Here is a 20,615-nt window from a genome sequence, read left to right as displayed (position 1 = left end):
TGAATATTGAACCCTGGGGATAATGAAATACAGCCAGCATAGGATTGCAGGTACATCAGTTTCATTTGAACGGAAACAGAAAACACTATTCGGCTAAGCAGGGCATGGATGCCCTGACTCAACTTTCACGGAGGAAAAATCATGGCTATCACTATCAACACCAACGTACAATCCCTCAACACCCAGCGCAGCCTTTCCAAATCCCAGAATGCGCTCGGAAAATCGATGCAGCGCCTGTCTTCGGGACTGCGCATCAACAGCGCCAAGGACGATGCCGCAGGTCTGGCCATCTCCGACCGCATGAGCTCCCAGATCAAGGGTATGAACCAGGCGGTGCGCAATGCCAACGACGCTATTTCCTTCTCCCAGACGGCGGAAGGCGCGTTGGGCGAGATGACCAATATCCTGCAACGCATGCGCGAACTGTCCGTACAGTCCGCCAATGCCACCAACAGCACCGACGACCGTACCGCGCTCAACAGCGAATTCTCCGAACTGAGCTCGGAACTTGACCGCATCGTCGACACCACCAAGTTCAACGGTCAGAAGCTGCTCGATGGCACCTACGCCAGTTCCAATGCGGCCGTATTCCAGGTCGGCGCCAATGCCGGCGAGAAAATCTCGGTCGCTATCGGTAACGTGGACGTCAGTGCCCTCGGCCTTGATGCGGCGGCCATCACGACGGCCGGAAACGCCTCGACCTCCATCACCGCTATCGACGGCGCGCTGAACAGCGTTGACTCCCTGCGCGGCACCCTCGGCGCCAAGCAGAACCGCTTCGAGTCGACCATCGCCAACCTGAACAACGTTTCGGAAAACCTCTCCGCCGCGCGCTCCCGTATCGTCGATGCGGACATCGCCACGGAAACGTCCGAAATGACCAAGATGAACATCCTGCAGCAGGCCGGCGTCTCGATCCTGGCGCAGGCCAATCAAAGCTCCCAGCTGGCCCTGTCCCTCATCGGGGGGTAAAAGGCAAGACTGAGTAAAGGCGTGGTCCCCCATGGACCACGCCGACTCACAGGGCTTTACCATTAACCCGTAAACGACGGTTTCGGGGGCTGGCCCGGGAGAACATTCACAAAACAAAAGATATAAATCTATCTCGGGTTACTGCCGGGCGGGAGACATTATCCTCGTCGCCGGCCCGGATGATCGATAAAGCACATATCGAGCCCCCTTAATTGCCATGGAAGGGGGGTGAAACCGACCAAAGTATTTTTAACTTTTTATCGGTAAGGAGTAGTTCGAAAAAATCGGGCACGGAAGCCCGGAAAACTAATTTTCATGGAGGAAAACCATGGCATTAACAATCAATACCAACGTTCAGTCGTTGAACGCACAGCGCAACCTGTCGAAATCGCAGTCGTCGCTGTCCAACTCGATGCAGCGCCTGTCTTCGGGCCTGCGCATCAACAGCGCCAAAGACGACGCCGCAGGCCTCGCCATCTCCGACCGTATGAGTGCCCAGATCAAGGGCATGAACCAGGCGGTACGTAACTCCAACGATGCCATCTCTTTCGCCCAGACGGCGGAAGGCGCATTGGGCGAGATGACTAACATCCTGCAGCGCATGCGCGAACTGTCCGTACAGTCCGCCAACGGTACCAACAGCACCGATGACCGTACCGCACTTAACAGCGAATTCGGCGAATTGAAAAATGAACTCGACCGTATCGTCGATACCACCAAGTTCAACGGTCAGAACCTGCTCGACGGTACCTATTCCGCTTCGGATGCTGCCGTCTTCCAGGTCGGCGCCAACGCCGGCGAGAAGATCTCCGTTGCCATTGGCAATATGGACACCAACGCCCTCAGCGGCGGCGGAACTACCGTTAATGGAGCTACCATAGCCTCCGCAGGTGGGGCCTCCACCGCTATCGCGTCCATTGACGGCGCCCTGAACCAGGTCGACTCCCTGCGCGGCAACCTCGGTGCCAAGCAGAACCGTTTCGAATCGACCATCGCCAACCTGAACAACGTCTCGGAGAACCTCTCCGCCGCGCGCTCCCGTATCGTCGATGCGGATATCGCCACGGAGACCTCCCAGATGACCAAAATGAACATCCTGCAGCAGGCCGGTGTATCGATCCTGGCGCAGGCCAACCAGACCCCGCAGCTGGCCCTGTCGCTGATCGGCTAAACGCCGGGGCATTCAACGTAAAGGGGGCGGCCATGCCGCCCCCTTTCCCCGATGGCACGCAAGAAGCCAAGGGAGGATATCATGAAAGTAGAAATGACATCCGTGGGCGGAGCCGCTCCGACGCCGGCATCTTCCCCCACGGAAAATATCGATCGCAATCGTCAAAAAGTCGCTTCCGAACCGGAACTTGCCGACTCGGAAAAACTCATAGCGCCGGAAGAAGTCCTGACCAAGATCAAGGCCCTGACGGATGACGGCATCTACAGCGTGCGGTTTGAAAACGACGAACAAAACAAAGAGTTGGTAATCAGCCTGATCGATTCCGACTCCGGAGAGGTCATCAGGCAGATCCCGCCGGAAGAAGTGCTTGGGGTTTCGGATAAGCTGAGCGACCTGCGCGGTTCGCTGCTCGACACCACAACCTGACTCTGAAGGAACGGGCTATGTCTACAATCAATTTCGGTGGTCTCGCAAGCGGCATGGATACGGGCAGTATTGTCGATGCCCTGATGGAGATCGAAAAACAGCCGCTGGAACGTCTCGAATCGGACAAAGAGTATTTCACCAGCCGCCAGGATGCCTTTGACACCCTGGAAACCAAGCTGAAAACCCTCCTGGGAAAATTCGAGGACCTCGACTCCAGCGGCGAGGTACGGGCCTACTCTGCAAGCGCCGTGAGCGACGAGTATTTTTCGGTGTCCGCCTCCGGAAGCGCTTTGGGCGGCAGCTATAATATCGAGGTCCAAAGCCTTGCCCGGCAACAGAAAGATGTCAGTGACGGCAGTTATGAAAGCCGCAGCGAAGCCAATTTTACCACCGGCACCCTGACTATCGGCACCACCGACATCACCATCGACAACGATTCTCTGGACAGCCTGGTAGATAAAATCAACGCGGCCAACACCGGTGACAGCGCCACCGGTGTTGCGGCCAGCATCATTCAGGATGGCAGTGGTTATCGCATGATCCTGACCGGCGAGGATGCCTCGAGCACTTTTAGCGCATCGGTTTCCGGGGGCACCACTGCCAACGGCTATGCCGCCCTGACCTTCAGCACCACCCAGACCCAATCCCAGGCCAGTATCGTCGTCGACGGCGTCACCATCACGGGCGGCAGCAATACATTCGAAGAGGCCATCCCGGGAGTGAGTATTACCCTTAACAAGGTGCACCCTAACGCAGGCGACACGACGGTCATGAATGTCTCCGAAGACGTCGATGCCGTCAAAACCAAGGTCAAGGATATGGTGACAGCCTATAATGCGGTCATCAATTACATCTCGGATCAAAAGGACAGCGACTGGGGCCGGGACAGCGGCATGATGGCGGTTAAACGCAATCTGCAAAAAATGTTGACTTCGCAGATCGCGACCGGCGGGGATCTGACCACACTCTCGCAGCTGGGCCTGGAAACGCAACGCGACGGCACCATTACCATCGACAATACCCTATTGGAAGAAGCCATCACGACCGATATGAACATCATGGATAAATTGTTGGCGGGCGGCGAGGGGTTCGACGGAATATCCAGCCTGTTTACGGAATACCTGGATTCGACCACCGATCGGGTCGACGGCCTGGCGGCCACGCGGCAAACCAGCACCGATCGAACATTGAAAACCATCAATGCCAATATATCCAAAATGGAAACACGTCTGGAGAAGCGCGAAGAAATGCTACGAGCGCAGTTCGACGCCATGGAACTGCTGATCAGCAATCTCAACAGCACCGGCTCTTACCTGACTCAACAGCTTAGTCTTTTCAATTCATAGAACTGCAAGCTGCGGAAGGAATGACCCATGAACCCTTATCTCAACCAGTATAAAAACAACCAGATCTCCAGTGCTTCCCCCGAGCAGATCATGATCATGCTCTACGACGGTGCGATTCGCTTTCTCACCCAGGCCATGCAAGGCATTGAAGACGGTAATATCGAACTGAAAAACCATGGTATCCAGAAGGCCATGGCCATCGTGATGGAATTCCGCAATACCCTGGATCATAACATCGGTGGCAAAATCGCAGCCGACCTCGACTCGCTTTACGACTATATGATTCGGGAAATGATTCAGGCCAATATCAATCTGGATCGGAGCAAACTGGAAGCGGTCCATACCATGCTCTCGGACCTGCGCGACACCTGGAAAGAGGCCATTGTCATCGCACGCAGCGAATCCCAGGCCAAGGCCGTGGCCAATGCCGGTTACCAGCCGCTTAAGGCCAGTATGTAACCCGCCATCTCGGGAGCCATAATCCGAAAACGGATAGAACAAACGTCCTTAGCGCAGCCCCGTGACGGCAAAAACCCTTTGGGCATGACTCAAAAGGGCGCCCGACAGGCCAGAGCGGCGAACCACCCGAGCGCGTACACTTAAACAAGGTTGACACGACCATGGAAAAACTCGTAGAGAAGTCGACACGGCAATACCTTGCCGTTCAGGAAAAACTGTCCCAAATGGCTGCATTGCTGCATGGGGGGCATACAGCCGCTTTGGTACGAGTTCAACAGGAATGGAACGCACTGAATGCCGAGGCGCAGGATACCGACCGGCAGATCCATACCATGCTGCAGAGCTGCCAGCCATCCGACGAAGTGCTTGCCCAGTTGGAAAAAAAGAAGCAAACCATGTTGCAAATCAAGCGGCAATGTGAAAAGCTTCAGCAACAGGCGCGCACCTTGCAAGCCTTGACGACTGACGAACTTCATCGCCTCAAAAAAGGCCGTACTGCCATCGGGGGGTATCGATCATCGAATCAGGGGGGGGAGCATTCGACCCTCGGGAGTTGTTGATCATGGCACCTCCGACCTGTTGCGCCACCGATATCCCGGCAAAAAAACAGCACACCGATTTTGCCGGCAAGGTCATTTGGAACGAAATGCTGAATACGCTGCTGGACCATTTCAGAAATGGCCGGAATGCCAAAATACTGTTACCTACCCATGGACAACGTACCATTGCCGTAGATGGTTCCGTGCGCACGCATTCAGACCACGCCCTGGACATAGCCCTGCCCTACGATCGCGATTTCAGTACCCTCATCAATCCTCGGGAAATATGCCAGATCTTTTTTTCTCTGCAGGGCCGGGAATACCGTCTGCTCACCCGCATACAGACCATTCTTGGAACCTCGAACCTGCTGGTCAAACCCAAGCCGCCGGCCATTGCCCTTCAGGAGCGTGAATTTTTCCGTATCGATGCCAGGATCAGATTCGCCTATTACTGTCTCGGCGACGATCAACCCCGCACGCCTTATCCCCTGAATACCAAGGTTAATCTCAGTGCCAGCGGGCTTCGACTGCCCGCGCAGAAAAACCTCGATATCGGCGATCTGGTCGCTATGGTATTGTGGCTGGACGGGAAGACGCCTGAATGCATTGAGTGCCTGGCCCAGGTGGTTCGCTTTTGCACATTACCCAACGGCGACATGGCCGTGGCTGTACAATTCGCAGAAATCGACAATCAGGACCGCGACAAAATCGTCGCGTTCTGTCTGGCCAAGGAACGCGAGATCCTGCGCACCAAGGTACGAACCCGGGATCTCTTCTGACCATACATGAAAAGTCAATGCCATGACACCGACCGACGAGTTGTTGAACGTTTTGCACGAATGGCACATGGTCGAAATCAGCGTTCCGACCTTGCAAGGTGATTGGCTGAGGTGCGAGGGTGTTGCACGAATGCATGGACCGACTCAGCTGGATGTACAGATACTCCCTTCCCATTGGCCGTTTTCATCACTCGATGCCCACCGATGCTGGGATTTCCATTGTGAGCGGGGAATACACTTCATTCAGATCACGGCCTACCCGGAAAACCTGGAACATCCCCGCCACATGCGGTTCAGGATCGAAGGCCACCGAACCCATGACCACATGCGGGAAAATCTGCGGGTCGAAACCGATATTTACCTGGCCTGGTGGCACGCTCGAACCAACCATCCCCCGCATCCGCAACCACAACGTACCCACGTCAATCTCAGTTGTCGGGGCCTCAGCCTCTGCACCGCCGAACCGCTGAATCCTGACGATATAGTGACCCTGCAATTGATCCTGCCTGGAACGACACTTGAACACCTGCAATGCGAAGCAAAGGTTTTGAGGGTTGGCCCGACAACAAAAAAGGGCCATCAAACGGCCCTTAAAATCGTACACATCCTGCCCGAAGACACGGAAAAAATTTCTCTATTCTGCCTCGCCGAACACTTCAGAAACATGCAGTCCAAAACCCGACTTATGGGCTTGATGCTCGGTGACTGGTGACTGGTGACTGGTGACTGGTGACTGGTGACTGGTGACAAGTGACAAACTAATCACCAATCACTAATCACCGCCTTCCCCTTCAAGCCGATGCCATCGCTGTTCTAAATTTCCGAAACAGACTCAGATCCGAAACTACACCAGCACCAAGTACGGAAGACTGGACCCTGTTACGCCCCTGGCTTTTGGCCTCGTAGAGAGCACCATCCGCTTCAGCGATCAGATGGTCCGGAAGCAACTGATTGGTAACCTTGGCGGAACCAACGCCGATACTGGCTGTTACGGGAAACGCCAGGTCCAATTGAGATATCTTTTTACGGATACGCTCCGCCACCGTAGCGGCATTGGCATTGGTCGTTTCCGGCAGAATAACGGCAAATTCCTCTCCGCCGAACCGGCAGACAGTATCGCTGATGCGACTCTGCTCCTTCAACACCAGGGCAACCGCGGCAAGGGCCTGATCACCTGCAAGATGACCGTAGGTATCGTTGATTTTTTTAAAATGATCCAGGTCGACCATCAGCAACGACAAGGGCAAACCGCGCCTGGAGCAACGCGCCACTTCCTGAGTGATGGTGGCATCAAAGTAAGCTCTGTTATACAGCCCTGTCAGGCTGTCGGTAAGAGCGATGCGCGCCAACTGACTCTGGGCCTGATGCAAGGCATGGATGCGTTCGCGGTTTTTCAAGTGCCATCGAATTTTTATGCGATGCTCCTCCATGGGCAACCCCATCGGCAGACATTCGCTGACACCGATCTCCATACCGGCCATCCACAGATCGCGCTCATCACCCGAACTGAACAGCAATACGGGAAGATCCTGCCATTCTGTGCGACGCCGCAGAACACCCATCAGATCGGTGACGTCATCGACAGCGGACCAACGCCAATCGCAACACACGATATCGACATTGTGTTCACTCAACCAGCGAATGGCCCGGCGGGCGTCCTTGCAATAAAGTTTGCGATGAACCAGACCGGTTTTATCCAGGCAATCGGCAACTTCGCCGCGCGTTGCCGCCGTGCTGCCCAATATCAGTGCCGTGTTCAACATAAAATCTCTCCCGTCACATAAAACGACTCGTTGCTCTTATTATCGACACAACAAACGGCGATCTTTAGGTCTTTCATTCCTTTGGCGCAAAAAAAAAAGATCCTGCAACCAGTAAAGAAACAGGACCCTCCTGTCGAAGAGATGCCATGAAAATCAATGATGCAACCTTTACCGTACTCCCCGTATCGGGAACCGGCCAGGCCAAGCCACAACCGGATGACACCAGTGTCTGGCGACCGGGGCAGATTCTCCGGGCAACGGTTATGGCGTTGAAAGACGGACAAGTTACCTTGCAGATGAGCGGTCGCACGGTCGCGGCGCGCTCTACCCTTGGATTACGCGAAGGGCAACAACTGCTGCTGCACGTTACAAGCAGTGCCGGAGAAGTCCAATTGCAACCGTTGGGGTTGAATCCGGAAAACCAGCACAAGGCACTATTGCAACTACTTGACGCCGGATGGAAACTGCCGGCTCTGGCCCGTCACCTGCAAAGCCGGGACCATCGCGAAAAAAATCCATTGCTTGATCCTTTCGGCAAGGCTTTAAAAATGTTCATGGAGGGGGTGGAAGGTTCAACAGGCAAGGTGGATGGGAACATTCTGACGACCCTTCTGGAAAGTCTTGGAGTTATCAGACTTAAACACGACCAACCCCCTGCCAACCTTAGCCAGACCTTGACTTTGTTGTTCGAAGAAGGCATCGACGGCAAAGATGCTGCTACCGAACGGGCAACCGATGCATTACAGGGGCTCGATATGATCCGGCATTTCAATCTGCAGCGCGAAGCGGAAGGTATTGCGCTGCTGCCGTTGCCTTTGCCGTTTATCGAGCAGGGCTTTCTTCTCGTGGAGGATTGTGGCGAACGACCGGAAGCTGAGTCAAATGCATCAAAAAAGCTGAGCATCTTTCTCAGCCTTGAGAGATTGGGAGAATTACGGATAGACATGCTATGGGATGCGGACAAGCTGCGCATCAAATTCACTTGCGACAAACCGAAAACCAGTCGAATGCTGTCCGCTTTCAGTGAGGAACTCTGCCAGGCTCTGCATTTCGGACCGTCACCGGAAATCCTTTTCACCACCGGCAAGACGCGCCCCGAAGAAGACTTTATGGCACACCTTGGCAACGATACGCACGGTTTCGTCAACACCCGGATTTGACCGAAAAGGATGCCCTATTCCCGAACCTTTCCATCCTGAGGTACGAGCAACAGAGATTATCATGACAGAGAAGAACAGACAGAATAAAGCCGTTGCCCTGACCTACCAAAAAGCCAGCGGTAAAGCGCCGGTTGTGGTAGCCAGCGGCAAAGGCGCCGTTGCTGAAAAAATCCTGGCAACGGCGGGCGAAGCGGGGGTTGAAGTCGTTCGGGATCCCGACCTGGTGGAGATACTGGACAAGGTTCCCCTGGGGCAGGAAATCCCCGAGGAACTCTATCAGGCGGTGGCGGAAATCCTGGCTTTTGTCTATCGCGTCAACCAACGCATGGACTGAGGAAACGACACAGCGACTTTACCCCGTCATCCGCCCCGACAATCCTCCCGATAGGGCATAACACTCCCGCAATCATCCGGCCAAGCCGCTTACTTACCTGAACCTCCGCCAAGCGAAAGTAGGCGATCAGTTTTCAACCGGATCAAGTTCATGGCAAGCGGTGCCGCGATATCGACTTCCCCTGCCCCATCTAACCGAGTTCCACCGCAACTTTGGGAAAAGGGGTCGTTTCGGAGATCGAGGTCATGGCCTTGCCGAGCCAGGCGATGGTTTGCCCAAGATGGTTCATGTTCCGCAGGGCCTCATCGTCCTTGAGAACGTCTCCTTTGTCGAGCCCCATGCCCAGGTTCCAATAGAGGGAGCCTGGAACAATCATGGAGGAGATTTGAAACATATGGTTGATGGAGTCGAAAACATGGGTCCCGCCCCCACGCCGGACCGCTACTACTGCGGCCCCGATCTTGCCGCTGAAAGCGCCGCCGTTGGCCAGCGCGACAAAACCGGCCCGGTCGATCAGGGCCTTCAGCTCGGCGGTGACATCGCCGAAGTAGGTCGGCGAGCCGAGGAGGATGGCATCGGCCTCGAACATCTTTTCCAGGCAGTCGTTCACAAAATCGCCTTCGATAACGCAGCGACCGTTCCGGTTTTCGACGCATTTCATGCAGGCCGTGCAACCCCGCACCGGCTTGCCGCCGATCTGCAGATACTCGGTTTCCCAGCCATCTGTTTCCAGAGGCTCGAGCACCTGCTTGAGCAAAATTTCCGTATTACCGCCCTTTCTGGGACTTCCGTTTATGGCCAAGGCTTTCATGGTTTTTCCTTTGCATGGATAATAAAGTGTTATTGCGTTAACTGATTATTGAGGATCAGCGACGGGGCCTCCCCCGCAAATGCAATGTTCTCTTTATGTTGCGGATTTCCGAAGGCGGTAAATAAGCCAATTGCGGGTCCACGGAAAGGAGGAGGGAAGTTTTTCCGGTTGTAAAAGGGCTCGAATTCTCCTGATCTCATCTTCACCCAGGTTGCGACTGACATAATTAAACCAACTACCGGGTAGATCTTTGAACCAGGGGGCAAGCCACTGGGCATTGGGCACCAGGGATTCTTCGATGGGCAACTGAGTCCACTCAACCAATGTCAAATCAGCCAGGTTTTCCATACGTTCTTTTTGGGGGTAAGGTGCTCTTTCGGTATAAAATAGTTCCTCCCCTTCTTCTATCCGAGATAAGAGTTTGTCTTCTACCCGGCCTTTTAGTAATTCGCTTAATCGGCTGCCAGCTCCGGGAAGGGGCAGACAGCCGGTAAACCACCCTTTGGGCGCTAATTTTTCTTCCAGAATCTGAGGAAAAAGTTCGTCCTGCTGATCCAGTACCCCGTCCAGAACAATGTGCTCCCATGTCAGCGGTTGAAGATCCGGATGCTCCAGCCATCGAGGATCTTTAAGAGAGCGGTCAACCAGGAGGGGCCGTTCCGATTCAGGGAGACTTTCCATGGAGAACTCCACGAGATTACGGTAGTCCTCCTGGTCGGCTAAAGCAGTGAGTCCTCCTTCCGGTACCTTGCGGAACAGTTCCCAGAAGAGCTGGTTCCATCGGAGTGGGGCCAGGAATATGCGGTCGGAACGCCCTATCTGCATCGGTTCGACCAAGGCTTTCAGCAGCTTTTTGCGGGAAGATGACGTTCCCTGTACACGGCGAATCCACCGGTCCCGCTCTTTATCTCCCGGTGAGAAGCTTAGGGTTTCCGGGGTCTCCTCCAACATCCGGTCCAGTTGTTCTTCACGGTGCCGGATAACCTGAGTCTGAATGCTCCCCTCATATCCCTGACCCGTGGGCTGATAGAAAATCCGGCCCTTCAGGGTTCCGGGCAGGTATTGCTGGGCGACCCAGTGATCCCGGAAGGCATGGGGATATTTGTAACCTTTGCCATGGCCGAAGCTATGTTCGTCCCGGCTGGAATCCCGGAGATGATTGGGAACCTCAGCCTCTTCTTTTGCTACCGCCTCCAGGGCGTCGAAAAAAGCCAGAGATGAGTTGGATTTGGGACAGGTCGCCAGATACAAGGTTGCCTGGGTAAGATGAAATTGCCCTTCCGGCAGACCTACCCGGTCAAAAGCTGATGCGGCCGCTTCCACGACCCCTAATGCGTAGGGATCGGCCATACCGACATCTTCGCTGGCCGATATCAGCATCCTTCTGAAAATATACCGGGGATCTTCGCCGGCCCTTACCATACGCGCCATCCAGTAGAGGGCTGCGTCGGGATCGGATCCCCTAAGGGATTTTATAAAGGCACTGATGGTATCGAAATGGTAATCCCCTTCTTTATCGTAGAGAACGGCTTTCTGCTGGATACTCTCTTCGGCAGCCGAAAGGGTGATATGTATCCGGCTGTTTGCCGGAGGGGGGAAACTTTCAGGGGTCGTTTCCACGGCCAACTGTAAAGCATTCAGGAGTGACCGGGCATCTCCCGAGGCTACCCGTACCAAGTGGTCCAGCGCATCGGGCTCGAACTCCACCTGCCATTTCCCGTAACCCCGTTGTTTATCCTGCAGGGTCTGTGTAACGATCTGCCGGAGATTTTCTTCGGTCAGTCCCAGAAGCTGGAAAACCCGGCTGCGACTGACCAGTGCTTTATTCACTTCAAAATAGGGGTTTTCCGTCGTGGCTCCGATCAGAATAATGGTGCCCTTTTCCACCCAGGGCAGCAGTGCATCCTGCTGGGATTTATTCCACCGATGAACTTCATCGACAAACAAGATGGTGCGTTTGTCGTAATATTCCTGAGATTGCCGAGCATCTTCAATGGCTTCCCGCAAATCTTTCACACCGCTGAGAACAGCATTCATCGACACAAAACGGCTGGCGGTGCTATTGGCAATCACCTGGGCCAGCGTAGTTTTCCCGGTACCGGGAGGGCCGTAAAAGATCAAGGATGAAAGCTGATCTGCCCGAATGGCACGGCGCAAAAGCCGACCTTCTCCGAGAATATGGTCTTGTCCCACGTACTCTTCCAGAGTGCGGGGGCGCATTCTGGATGCCAGAGGTTCTGAGGAGAACGAAGACGCTTGGGAAAAAAGATTCATCAAAAACAACCTTTGCAGTTCATCTTTTATGTGAAAAAATCCTATACCCGTTATTGGGATGCCCTTTAGTCTTCGTATGATACGGGATTTAGCCATGTTGTCGAACTTTTTTCGGCGGAGACCTCCACAGCAGTTTTGCCTTCAAGCGATTTTTTCATATCCTGCGTCTGCGGTTTTCCGGATGCGCTCTGGAGCCAGCAGCCCCATACAAAGTAAGCTTCCGACCCCGGTAATCGCGATCACCCAGCCCATGGGCCAGGGCGTCCCGTCGGCGAAGGCACCGACCAGACCGGAGCCGACCATACCGAGGCCGTACTGAAGGGCACCGACCAGCGCAGATACGGCACCGGCGCGTTCCGGGAAATCGGCCATTGCCCCCGTGATCGAATTGGCGACAACGAAACCGGTCATGGAGACGAACACGAACAGCGGCGCAACCAATCCCCAAAGTCCGCCCCAGCCGGTATGAGTGGCCACGGCCGTCACAATGGCCGAGATGGCAGTGATGACCGTGCCGAACAGGAGCATCCGGTCATAGCCAAACCGCGGAACCAAGCGCAAATTTACGAGATTGGCGACCATGATACCGATGATACCGAGGCCGAACAGCAGACCGTAAAGCTGCACCGGCACATGGTAAATGGTGATGTAGGCGAAGGGTGTTCCCGCGACATAAGCAAATACGCCGGCATAAAGGAAGCTGCCGGTGCCCGCATACCCCAGAAGTCGCCGGTAGCGCAAAAGCTCGCCGTATCGCATCAGAGCGTGACCGATTGACTCCCGGTTGCGCCGCTCGGCAGGCAAGGTTTCCGGAATGGTAAAAAGCGCTGCAAGCGTCACCAGACCGATGCCGACCAGCGTCCAGAAAAGGGCCCGCCATCCGGCGAAAGCGACGATCTGCCCACCCACCAACGGTCCGACAAGCGGCGCGATCGCCATCACCGTTATCAACGTTGAGAGCATCTGCGCCGCACGATTGCCTTCATAGAGGTCCCGCACCATAGCACGTGACAATGCCACGCTGGCGCAGGCGCCGAGCGCCTGCACAATGCGCCAGGCGATCAAGATGAGCACGTTTTCCGAAAGGGCGCAACCGGCCGCACCGATGACGAACAGCACCAGCCCGACCGCCACCGACGGACGGCGACCGTAACGGTCGCTTATCGGTCCCCACAGGAGCTGCCCCAGGCTGAAACCGACGAGATAGCCGGAGATCGTCAATTCGATCATGCCGGCATCCGCACCGAGCGAACGGGCCATCGTCGGCATGGCCGGCAGATAAAGATCGGTCGAAATGGACGCGAATCCCATCAATAGGCTTAGAACTGCCAGCATGTACCAACCGGGAGCATTGGGTGAAGAACCGTCAACAGGTTCGTGTGTTTTCGAAAAAAGCTTGGTCAATACGGGAACTCCTGATAGTCACATTTCCTGCACGACAGGACGGAAAAGGCTTCTGTTAATGGTTATGGCTTTCATACTGCCCTCCGTTTACTGCCAAGACTGTTTTGTCGATAAAGGCGGTGCCGGAAAAGTTACTCCACCACCTGCCACCCGCCGCCAAGGGCTTTATAGATGGCGATTAAATCCAACGCCGCCGTGGTTTCGCTGGCGGCAAGGGCGTCCTCGGTCTGCAACTGGGTGCGTTCCGCATCCAACACGTCCAGAAAAGCATCCATCCCCTGTTCATAACGCTGCTTGGCGAGCTGTGCCGAGTGCCGTGCGGAACGTGCGGCTTGCTGCAATGTTCCGCGGCGTTCTTCCTCCCGGGAAAAATTGCTCAGAGCCGTCTGTGTTTCCTCCAGCGCCTTTAGCACCGTTTTCTCGTAAGCAGCCAACGCGGCTATGGATCTGGCATCGGCCTGGGCCATCTGCGCACGCACCCGACCCAGGTCGAAAGCACGCCAGTGAATGGAAGGCCCCAAGGATCCCGCCAGGGCGGAGGCTCCGAAACTACCCAGGTCGGTGGCACTGAAACCGATGGATCCGAGAATGCTGACAGTCGGGAAAAGGTCGGTTGCCGCCACGTTATACCGCGCCACGCTGGCGGCCAGTTGCCGTTCGGCCGTGCGAATATCCGGGCGCCTCTTGAGAAGCCCTTCTGCATCGCCGACGGCGACCGTCACGGGCAGGCTCGGCAACGGTTTGCTGCCCGACAACGCTTCGAGTAAGGCATCCGGAACACGACCGGTCAAAACGGAGAGCCGATTTATGGCGGCTGTCACCTCGGCCTGTAACGGGGGGATGCGGGAGCGGGCCAGATCACGTTGCGTTATGGCCCGGGATACGTCCAGTGCCGTGCCGCGTCCGCCATCGAAAAGTTTCTGCGTCAGTTCATAGGTGCCGGCCTGGTTACGGGCGTTGCGTTCGGCAATATTAAGGCGGTATTGGGCCCCGCGCAGTTCGATATAGGTACGCGCGGCTTCTGCGCTAACCGTCACGTATATCTGCCGCACATCGTTCAGTGCTGCGTCCGTAAGAGCTTTTTGCGCTGCGATCCGTTGGGATACTCGCCCGAACAGATCCAACTCCCAAAGGGCGTCGAATCCTGCTGTATAGCTGTTCACATCGCGCTCAACAGAGTTGCCGGCAGATGTTTCCCGGGAGTTCAGAAGGCGGAAATAGGCTGCATTGCCGGTCACGGTCGGAAAGCGGTCGAGACCGACCTCCCGGGCCATGGCGCGGGCCTCTCCGAGATTGGCCAGGGCAATACGGACATCGAGGTTGGTATCCAGCGCTTCTTCGACCAGTGCCACCAATTGCGGATCGTCGAACTTCTGCCACCATGCAGCGACAGGCTCTTGTGCGGCTTTGTAGCGCACCGCATCGGACACCGTCAGGTCGGTCTGCTCCGCACCGACCGGGTTTTCAGGTGGTGTGTAGTCACGGAACACCGAACAGCCGCTTAAAACCAATGTACATAGGAAAATAGCTGTTATCGATTTCATGATTCGGTTCCTTCCGGGGCGGCTTTACCGGGGGCTTCTTTAACCCTGATCAGGGACAGCTTGCGGCACAGCACGTAAAAAACAGGCGTGAAAACCAGACCGAAAAAGGTTACGCCCAGCATGCCGGAAAAGACCGCCACCCCCAGAGCCCGGCGCATTTCCGCTCCGGCTCCCTGGGCAAGCACCATCGGCACCACGCCGAGAATGAAGGCAAAGGAGGTCATAAGAATCGGGCGCAGGCGCAGGTGTGCCGCCTCGACAGCAGCTTGCCAGCGGTCGCGGCCCTGCCGTTCCAGTTCGCGGGCGAATTCGACGATCAGAATGGCGTTCTTGCATGCCAGCCCCACCAGCACGACAAAACCGATCTGGGTCAGGACATTGTTGTCCATCCCCATCAGGGCCACGCCGCTGATCGCCGACAGCAGACACATCGGCACGATCAGAATGACGGAAAGCGGCAGGGTCCAGCTTTCATATTGGGCCGCCAGCAACAGGAACACAAAGACTACCGCCAGGACGAAGGCAATGACCGCGGTATTTCCGGTCGCTTTTTGCTGGTAAGCGAGTTCCGTCCACTCGTAGCCGATCCCTTCGGGCAAGACTTTGTCGGCCAACCGCTCCATGGCTTCCAGGGCCTGCCCAGAACTGTACCCGGGGGCCGTGTCGCCGATCAAAGCGGCAGACGGATACAGGTTGTAGCGCGGCATGCGGGACGGACCCGCCGCATTATGGACACGGGCGATCGAGCCAAGCGGCACCATGGCCCCATCGTCGCTGCGCACCTTGATGCGCAACATGTCTTCGGCACTCAACCGGTAGGGTGCATCGGCCTGCGCTGTAACCCGGAATGTCCGTCCCAGGTAGTTGAAATCGTTTACGAAGGCGGAGCCGATAAAGACCTCCAGCGCTTCATATGCGCGGGAGACCGGCACATGCAGGCGTTCGGCCTTTTCGCGGTCGATATCCAGAAAAGTCTGCGGCGTATTTTTTTCAAAGAAGGTAAAAACGGAACGCGTCTCCGGGGTTCCTGGCCCGTTGGCCGCTTCGGCCATCGCCCAGACCGCACTGTTCAATGCGTCCACGCCTCGCCCCCCGCGATCCTGAATCATCATCCGGTAGCCCCCGGCAGATCCGATGCCGCGCACCGGCGGCGGTGGGATGACGACTATGGAGGCCTCCTTGATCGTGGCCATCTCGGTACGCATTTTCTGCAACAGGCTTTCGAAGGTAATGCCTTTCTTTTCCCGTTCCTTGAACGGCTTCAGCGTTGGAAACAGCCCAGCCGCGTTGGAAGCGTTGGCGCGCGTCGCCCCTGAAAAGCCGGCAAAACCTATCACGTCATCCACGCCATCAATGGCCAGAAGTTTGCGGGTCGCCACTTGCACAACCTTGTCGGTTTCCGACAGGGACGCACCGGGGGGAAGCTCTACCGAAACAATGGCATAGCCCTGATCCATAGGCGGGATAAAACCGGATGGAACGCGGTCGAATTGCCAGCCGGTCAGCGCCATCAAGCCCGCGTAAAGCAGCAGAACCGGGCCGCCCAGAAACACCAGTTTGCCAACCAGTCTGCCGTAGCGATCCGATAGCCATTCCATTCCGGTGTTGAAATAATGGAAGAAAAATCTCAGCGGCGTCTTATACCATCGTCCGGGTCCGTGAGTATCATGGTCGCCCGGTTTCATCAGAATGGCTGCCAAAGCAGGCGAAAGGGTCAGGGAAACAAAGACCGAGATCATGGTCGCCACGGCAATGGTAATGCCGAATGCCTGATAGAATTTCCCCGACAACCCTCCGAGAAAAATTGTGGGCAGGAACACGGCGACCAACACCAGCCCAATGGCTACCAGGGCCGAGCCGACCTCGGTCATCGTCTTGCGGGCAGCATCCCTGGGCGATAGCCCGGCGCGCATGTTGCGCTCCATGTTCTCCACCACCACGATCGCGTCATCGACCACGATTCCGATGGCCAGTACCAGTCCGAACAAGGTAAGAGTATTCAGGGAAAAACCGAGCGCGGCCATGACGGCAAAAGTTCCGATCAGCGAAACCGGAATGGCGACAATCGGAATAATCGCCGCCCGCCAGGTTTGCAGAAAAAGGACGATCACGATGAGCACCAGAACAATGGCTTCGTACACGGTGTGCTGGACGGCAACGACGGACTCTTCGATAAATTGGGTCGGATTGTAGGCGATGTCGTATTGCAGACCGGGAGGAAAATCCTTCCCTATTTCGCGCATCTCCTTGATGATCGCATCGGCCGTCTCCAATGCATTGGAGCCGGGCCGTTGATAGGCGGGCAAGGCCACGGCCGGGTATTTACCCAGATAACCCTTGGTCGCGTAATCCTGCGCACCCAACTCGATCCGCGCAATATCCCGCAGATATACGATCCGGCCGTTCTCGCCGGATTTCACGATGATGTCGCCAAACTCTTCCGGTGCTTTCAGCCTGCCCTGTGTCTGAACGACATATTCGTAATAGTTCTGTTTCGGTTGCGGCGCTTGATTCAGCGCACCGCCGGCGACCTGGACGTTCTGTGCCCGCAGCGCATCCAACACGTCGCCGGGCGTCATGCCGAATGATTGAATGCGATCCGGGTCGAGCCAGATGCGCATGGCATATTCCGACGCTCCGAACAGGCGGACATTGCCAACCCCATCGATGCGTCGGATGCGGTCAAGGATATTCAGAACCGCGTAGTTACCGATATAGGTCTGATCATAGGTGCCGTCCGGTGAATACATGTTGACGACCAGCATCAGATCCGGCGTGTTCTTTTTCGTGGTTATGCCCAAGCGACGCACTTCTTCCGGAAGGCGGGGTTCGGCCACGGCAACACGGTTCTGCACCAGCACCTGGGCGGTATCCAGGTCGGTTCCCAGGGCAAAGGTGATGGTCAGGGTCATGCGACCGTCGGAGGTCGACTGGGAGAACATGTAGAGCATCCCCTCGACACCGTTGACTTCCTGCTCGATCGGCGTGGCCACGGTGGCTGCCACGGTCTCGGCATTGGCGCCGGGATAGGTGGCTGTGATCTCGATGGTCGGCGGCGCCACCTGCGGATATTGCTCGATCGGCAGGCTGAAATAGGCCAGCCCGCCGACAATCACGATGAGAACCGAAAGAACCGTAGCGAATATAGGCCGGTCGATGAAGAATTTGGCAATGTTCATGTCCGGTCTCCCTTAATCCGCCTGCGCTATGGCATCGCCGGCCGCAAGTGTCGGCTGGGCCTGGCTGTCGGCTATCTCCAGCAGATCGGGGACCGTGTTGCGGCCCGGCATGGTTCCCGGAGCAATCCACGCCAGTTTCGTTTCAACGGGTGTAATGATCTGGTCGGCCCGGCGGATACGCTGTACGCCATTTACGACCACCAGTTCATCACCGATCAATCCGTCCCGGATAACAACAAAGCCATTGTCGAGAACAGGACCGGGGGTGACGTAGGTTCGGCCTGCCTTGTTTGCACTGTCGACGACATAAACGAACTTCTTGTCCTGGTCGGTATTGATGGCTTTTTCCGGCAGCAGAACCGCCTGATACTCCCCTCTGCTGGTCAAACGAGCCCGACCGAACATCCCCGGATACAGGAGCGCATCCCTGTTTTCAACCAGGGCACGGGCCTGAATGGTTCCCGTGCCGGGATCCACCCTGTTATCGACAAAATCCATCTGCCCCTCATGAAGGTAACGGTCTTCATCCTGCAGCTTGATGAAAATCGGCTTGGGCCTGGCATCGGCGCCCGTCCACTTTTCGATCCGGTCGTGTCGAAGGTTCTTTAACAATTCTCCCTGGGAGGCATCGAAGGTGAAATGAATCGGATCGACCGAGACGATCCGGGTCAGGATCGTTTCATTTTCCCGGACAAGGTTGCCGATATCGACAAAACCGTCACTGATTTTTCCATCGATCGGAGCGGTAACCTCGGTAAATTCCACATCGAGCCTGGCGTCGTTCAGTGCTGCCTTCGCAACTTTCAACTCCTGCAGGCGCCGGTCGAAATCTTCCTGGGAAATGGCCCGGGTTTTGCGCAACTCTTCGGCCCGCCGGTATTCTTTTTGCGCCAACGCGTACTGTGCTTCGACGCGCTGCATGGCGTATTTAAAAGGCCGCGGGTCGATGACAAACAGCACATCGCCTTTTTTTACGATCTGGCCATCTTTGAATTTCTTTTTCACCAGATAGCCGGTCACCCGGGTGCGCACGTTGACTTGCTCCACGGCTTCAAAGCGTCCGATGTATTCGTCCCATTCGGTGATGCTGTGCATTAGCGGTCTGGCAATATCCACCTCGGGCGGCGCAGGAGACGCTGACGCCTTTTCCGATTCTTTTCCGCATGCTCCAAGCATGAGAGGCAAGAGGAGGATGAGAGTTACAAGCAACCCTCTCATGACCGCCCTGCCCTGTTGCGTAATTCCATGACGCCACATCGATGGCATAGGCTGTTCTGTTGCAGGCATGGTAACGAATCGCCGTGCGGGCGTTTCATCCCTTACCTCGCTTATATCTGTGATATGGCGAACGTTCTCTTCAATCATTTTCCGGGTCATCCATCTGATTTGCGTGTCTGTAGTTTAAATACCGGTCATCTTCTCCAGCTTTTCCGGATAGCGGGCCCCCTGCACGGAGATATTGGAGGCAGCCGTATCGATGTCCCTGAGATCGTCGGCCGTGAGCTCGACCGAGACCGCCCCGATATTTTCGTCCAGGCGGTGCAGTTTGGTCGTGCCCGGAATGGGAACGATCCACGATTTCTGGGCCAACAGCCAGGCAAGCGCGATCTGAGCGGGTGTGGCCTTCTTCTTCTCTGCAATAGCGCCGAGCAGATCGACCAGTGCCCGGTTAGCCTTCAGGGCTTCCGGCGTGAAGCGCGGTAAGGTGCTGCGGAAATCATCGCTTTTGAAGGTCGCGTTTTCATCGAACTTACCGGCAAGGAAGCCCTTGCCCAGCGGGCTGTAGGGGACCAGGCCGATACCGAGTTCCTCGAGGGTCGGTATCACTTCCTTCTCGGGCGTTCGCGTCCACAGCGAATATTCGCTCTGCACCGCCGTCACGGTCTGGACGGCATGGGCGCGACGGATCGTCTGCACGCCCGGTTCCGAAAGGCCAAAATGTTTGACTTTGCCTTCCCGGATCAGGTCCTTCACCGTGCCGGCTACGTCTTCGATCGGAACGTCCGGGTCGACCCGATGCTGGTAGAACAGGTCGATCACATCGGTCTTTAGTCGTTTGAGCGATGCTTCGGCGACTTTCCTGATGTTTTCGGGGCGGCTGTTGAGCATCGATACGCCCTCTTTGGGAACACGGGGATCAAATTCCGTATTGAAGCCGAATTTGGTGGCTATCACCACTTGATCCCGTATTGGAGCGAGCGCCTCGCCCACAAGTTCCTCGTTGATGAACGGTCCGTAGATTTCCGCCGTATCGAAAAAGGTAATGCCGCGCTCGACAGCAGCACGCAACAGCGCGATCATCTCCTGCCGATCTTTCGGCGGGCCGTAGGAGAAGCTCATCCCCATGCAGCCAAGACCCAGGGCCGAAACTTCCAGGCCGTTATTTCCCAATTTTCGTTTTTGCATCGTTTGCTCCTTTCACCCGTTCATATGTTCTGGTCGATGATCTTATGG

18 protein-coding genes are annotated in these 20,615 nt (G+C 56.0%); 10 read left to right on the top strand and 8 right to left on the bottom strand.

Translation table 11 applies throughout. From position 1 onward, the window contains the following. Nucleotides 1–141: 141 nt before the first annotated feature. The 8 genes from PCAR_RS06390 to PCAR_RS06355 all read left to right on the top strand — a co-directional run bounded on the left by PCAR_RS06390 (nucleotide 142) and on the right by PCAR_RS06355 (nucleotide 6,404). Nucleotides 142–972 carry a flagellin gene (locus PCAR_RS06390; RefSeq protein WP_011340833.1) on the top strand — a complete coding sequence of 277 codons (831 nt, stop codon included), beginning with the start codon at nucleotides 142–144 and terminating at the stop codon, nucleotides 970–972. A gap of 328 nt (nucleotides 973–1,300) precedes the next feature. After that, nucleotides 1,301–2,143, top strand: a complete 843-nt coding sequence (locus tag PCAR_RS06385; protein WP_011340832.1) for a flagellin domain-containing protein — start codon at nucleotides 1,301–1,303, stop codon at nucleotides 2,141–2,143. Between the two features lie 81 nt (nucleotides 2,144–2,224). Next, complete coding sequence (locus PCAR_RS06380) at nucleotides 2,225–2,569, top strand: flagellar protein FlaG (RefSeq protein WP_011340831.1); 345 nt, start codon at nucleotides 2,225–2,227, stop codon at nucleotides 2,567–2,569. Between the two features lie 17 nt (nucleotides 2,570–2,586). Beyond that, a complete protein-coding gene (gene fliD / locus PCAR_RS06375; protein ID WP_011340830.1) occupies nucleotides 2,587–3,915 on the top strand; it encodes a flagellar filament capping protein FliD in 1,329 nt (442 codons plus the stop codon). A gap of 27 nt (nucleotides 3,916–3,942) precedes the next feature. Beyond that, the gene (gene fliS / locus PCAR_RS06370) at nucleotides 3,943–4,374 is read left to right on the top strand and encodes a flagellar export chaperone FliS (RefSeq protein ID WP_011340829.1); all 432 of its coding nucleotides are present in this window, start codon (nucleotides 3,943–3,945) and stop codon (nucleotides 4,372–4,374) included. Between the two features lie 161 nt (nucleotides 4,375–4,535). Beyond that, complete coding sequence (locus tag PCAR_RS06365; protein WP_011340828.1) at nucleotides 4,536–4,934, top strand: hypothetical protein; 399 nt, start codon at nucleotides 4,536–4,538, stop codon at nucleotides 4,932–4,934. A gap of 2 nt (nucleotides 4,935–4,936) precedes the next feature. Then, entirely contained in the window at nucleotides 4,937–5,692 is a 756-nt protein-coding gene (locus tag PCAR_RS06360) for a flagellar brake protein (protein WP_011340827.1), read from the top strand. Between the two features lie 22 nt (nucleotides 5,693–5,714). After that, a complete protein-coding gene (locus tag PCAR_RS06355) occupies nucleotides 5,715–6,404 on the top strand; it encodes a PilZ domain-containing protein (protein WP_041531286.1) in 690 nt (229 codons plus the stop codon). A 79-nt stretch (nucleotides 6,405–6,483) separates the two neighbouring features. Here PCAR_RS06355 and PCAR_RS06350 read toward each other — a convergent pair whose 3' ends face one another. Further along, nucleotides 6,484–7,455 (bottom strand): GGDEF domain-containing protein, encoded by a 972-nt coding sequence (locus tag PCAR_RS06350; RefSeq protein WP_011340825.1) that lies wholly within the window; start codon nucleotides 7,453–7,455, stop codon nucleotides 6,484–6,486. Nucleotides 7,456–7,601: 146 nt separating this feature from the next. Between PCAR_RS06350 and PCAR_RS06345 the strand changes: the two genes are divergently transcribed. Together PCAR_RS06345 and PCAR_RS06340 are read left to right on the top strand one after the other, a co-directional pair. Further along, the gene (locus tag PCAR_RS06345; protein WP_011340824.1) at nucleotides 7,602–8,615 is read left to right on the top strand and encodes a flagellar hook-length control protein FliK; all 1,014 of its coding nucleotides are present in this window, start codon (nucleotides 7,602–7,604) and stop codon (nucleotides 8,613–8,615) included. 61 nt (nucleotides 8,616–8,676) lie between these two features. After that, the gene (locus PCAR_RS06340) at nucleotides 8,677–8,949 is read left to right on the top strand and encodes an EscU/YscU/HrcU family type III secretion system export apparatus switch protein (RefSeq protein ID WP_011340823.1); all 273 of its coding nucleotides are present in this window, start codon (nucleotides 8,677–8,679) and stop codon (nucleotides 8,947–8,949) included. A 190-nt stretch (nucleotides 8,950–9,139) separates the two neighbouring features. Here PCAR_RS06340 and PCAR_RS06335 read toward each other — a convergent pair whose 3' ends face one another. The 7 genes from PCAR_RS06335 to PCAR_RS06305 all read right to left on the bottom strand — a co-directional run bounded on the left by PCAR_RS06335 (nucleotide 9,140) and on the right by PCAR_RS06305 (nucleotide 20,567). Next, nucleotides 9,140–9,760 (bottom strand): flavodoxin family protein, encoded by a 621-nt coding sequence (locus tag PCAR_RS06335; RefSeq protein WP_011340822.1) that lies wholly within the window; start codon nucleotides 9,758–9,760, stop codon nucleotides 9,140–9,142. Between the two features lie 93 nt (nucleotides 9,761–9,853). After that, nucleotides 9,854–12,034 carry an AAA family ATPase gene (locus PCAR_RS06330; protein ID WP_011340821.1) on the bottom strand — a complete coding sequence of 727 codons (2,181 nt, stop codon included), beginning with the start codon at nucleotides 12,032–12,034 and terminating at the stop codon, nucleotides 9,854–9,856. A 141-nt stretch (nucleotides 12,035–12,175) separates the two neighbouring features. Further along, nucleotides 12,176–13,369 carry a Bcr/CflA family multidrug efflux MFS transporter gene (locus PCAR_RS06325; RefSeq protein ID WP_081425118.1) on the bottom strand — a complete coding sequence of 398 codons (1,194 nt, stop codon included), beginning with the start codon at nucleotides 13,367–13,369 and terminating at the stop codon, nucleotides 12,176–12,178. Between the two features lie 200 nt (nucleotides 13,370–13,569). Further along, nucleotides 13,570–14,982 carry an efflux transporter outer membrane subunit gene (locus tag PCAR_RS06320; protein WP_011340819.1) on the bottom strand — a complete coding sequence of 471 codons (1,413 nt, stop codon included), beginning with the start codon at nucleotides 14,980–14,982 and terminating at the stop codon, nucleotides 13,570–13,572. After that, a complete protein-coding gene (locus tag PCAR_RS06315) occupies nucleotides 14,979–18,161 on the bottom strand; it encodes an efflux RND transporter permease subunit (RefSeq protein ID WP_011340818.1) in 3,183 nt (1,060 codons plus the stop codon). The genes PCAR_RS06320 and PCAR_RS06315 overlap by 4 nt, the downstream gene beginning before the upstream one ends. 12 nt (nucleotides 18,162–18,173) lie before the next feature. Continuing rightward, nucleotides 18,174–19,379 carry an efflux RND transporter periplasmic adaptor subunit gene (locus PCAR_RS06310; RefSeq protein WP_011340817.1) on the bottom strand — a complete coding sequence of 402 codons (1,206 nt, stop codon included), beginning with the start codon at nucleotides 19,377–19,379 and terminating at the stop codon, nucleotides 18,174–18,176. Between the two features lie 183 nt (nucleotides 19,380–19,562). Then, entirely contained in the window at nucleotides 19,563–20,567 is a 1,005-nt protein-coding gene (locus tag PCAR_RS06305; RefSeq protein WP_011340816.1) for an aldo/keto reductase, read from the bottom strand. Nucleotides 20,568–20,615 lie beyond the last annotated feature (48 nt).

Origin of the sequence: Syntrophotalea carbinolica DSM 2380 (assembly GCF_000012885.1) — a bacterium.
In the GTDB taxonomy this organism is placed as follows: Bacteria; Desulfobacterota; Desulfuromonadia; order Desulfuromonadales; family Syntrophotaleaceae; genus Syntrophotalea; species Syntrophotalea carbinolica.
This window is presented reverse-complemented; position numbering and strand designations above follow the sequence as displayed.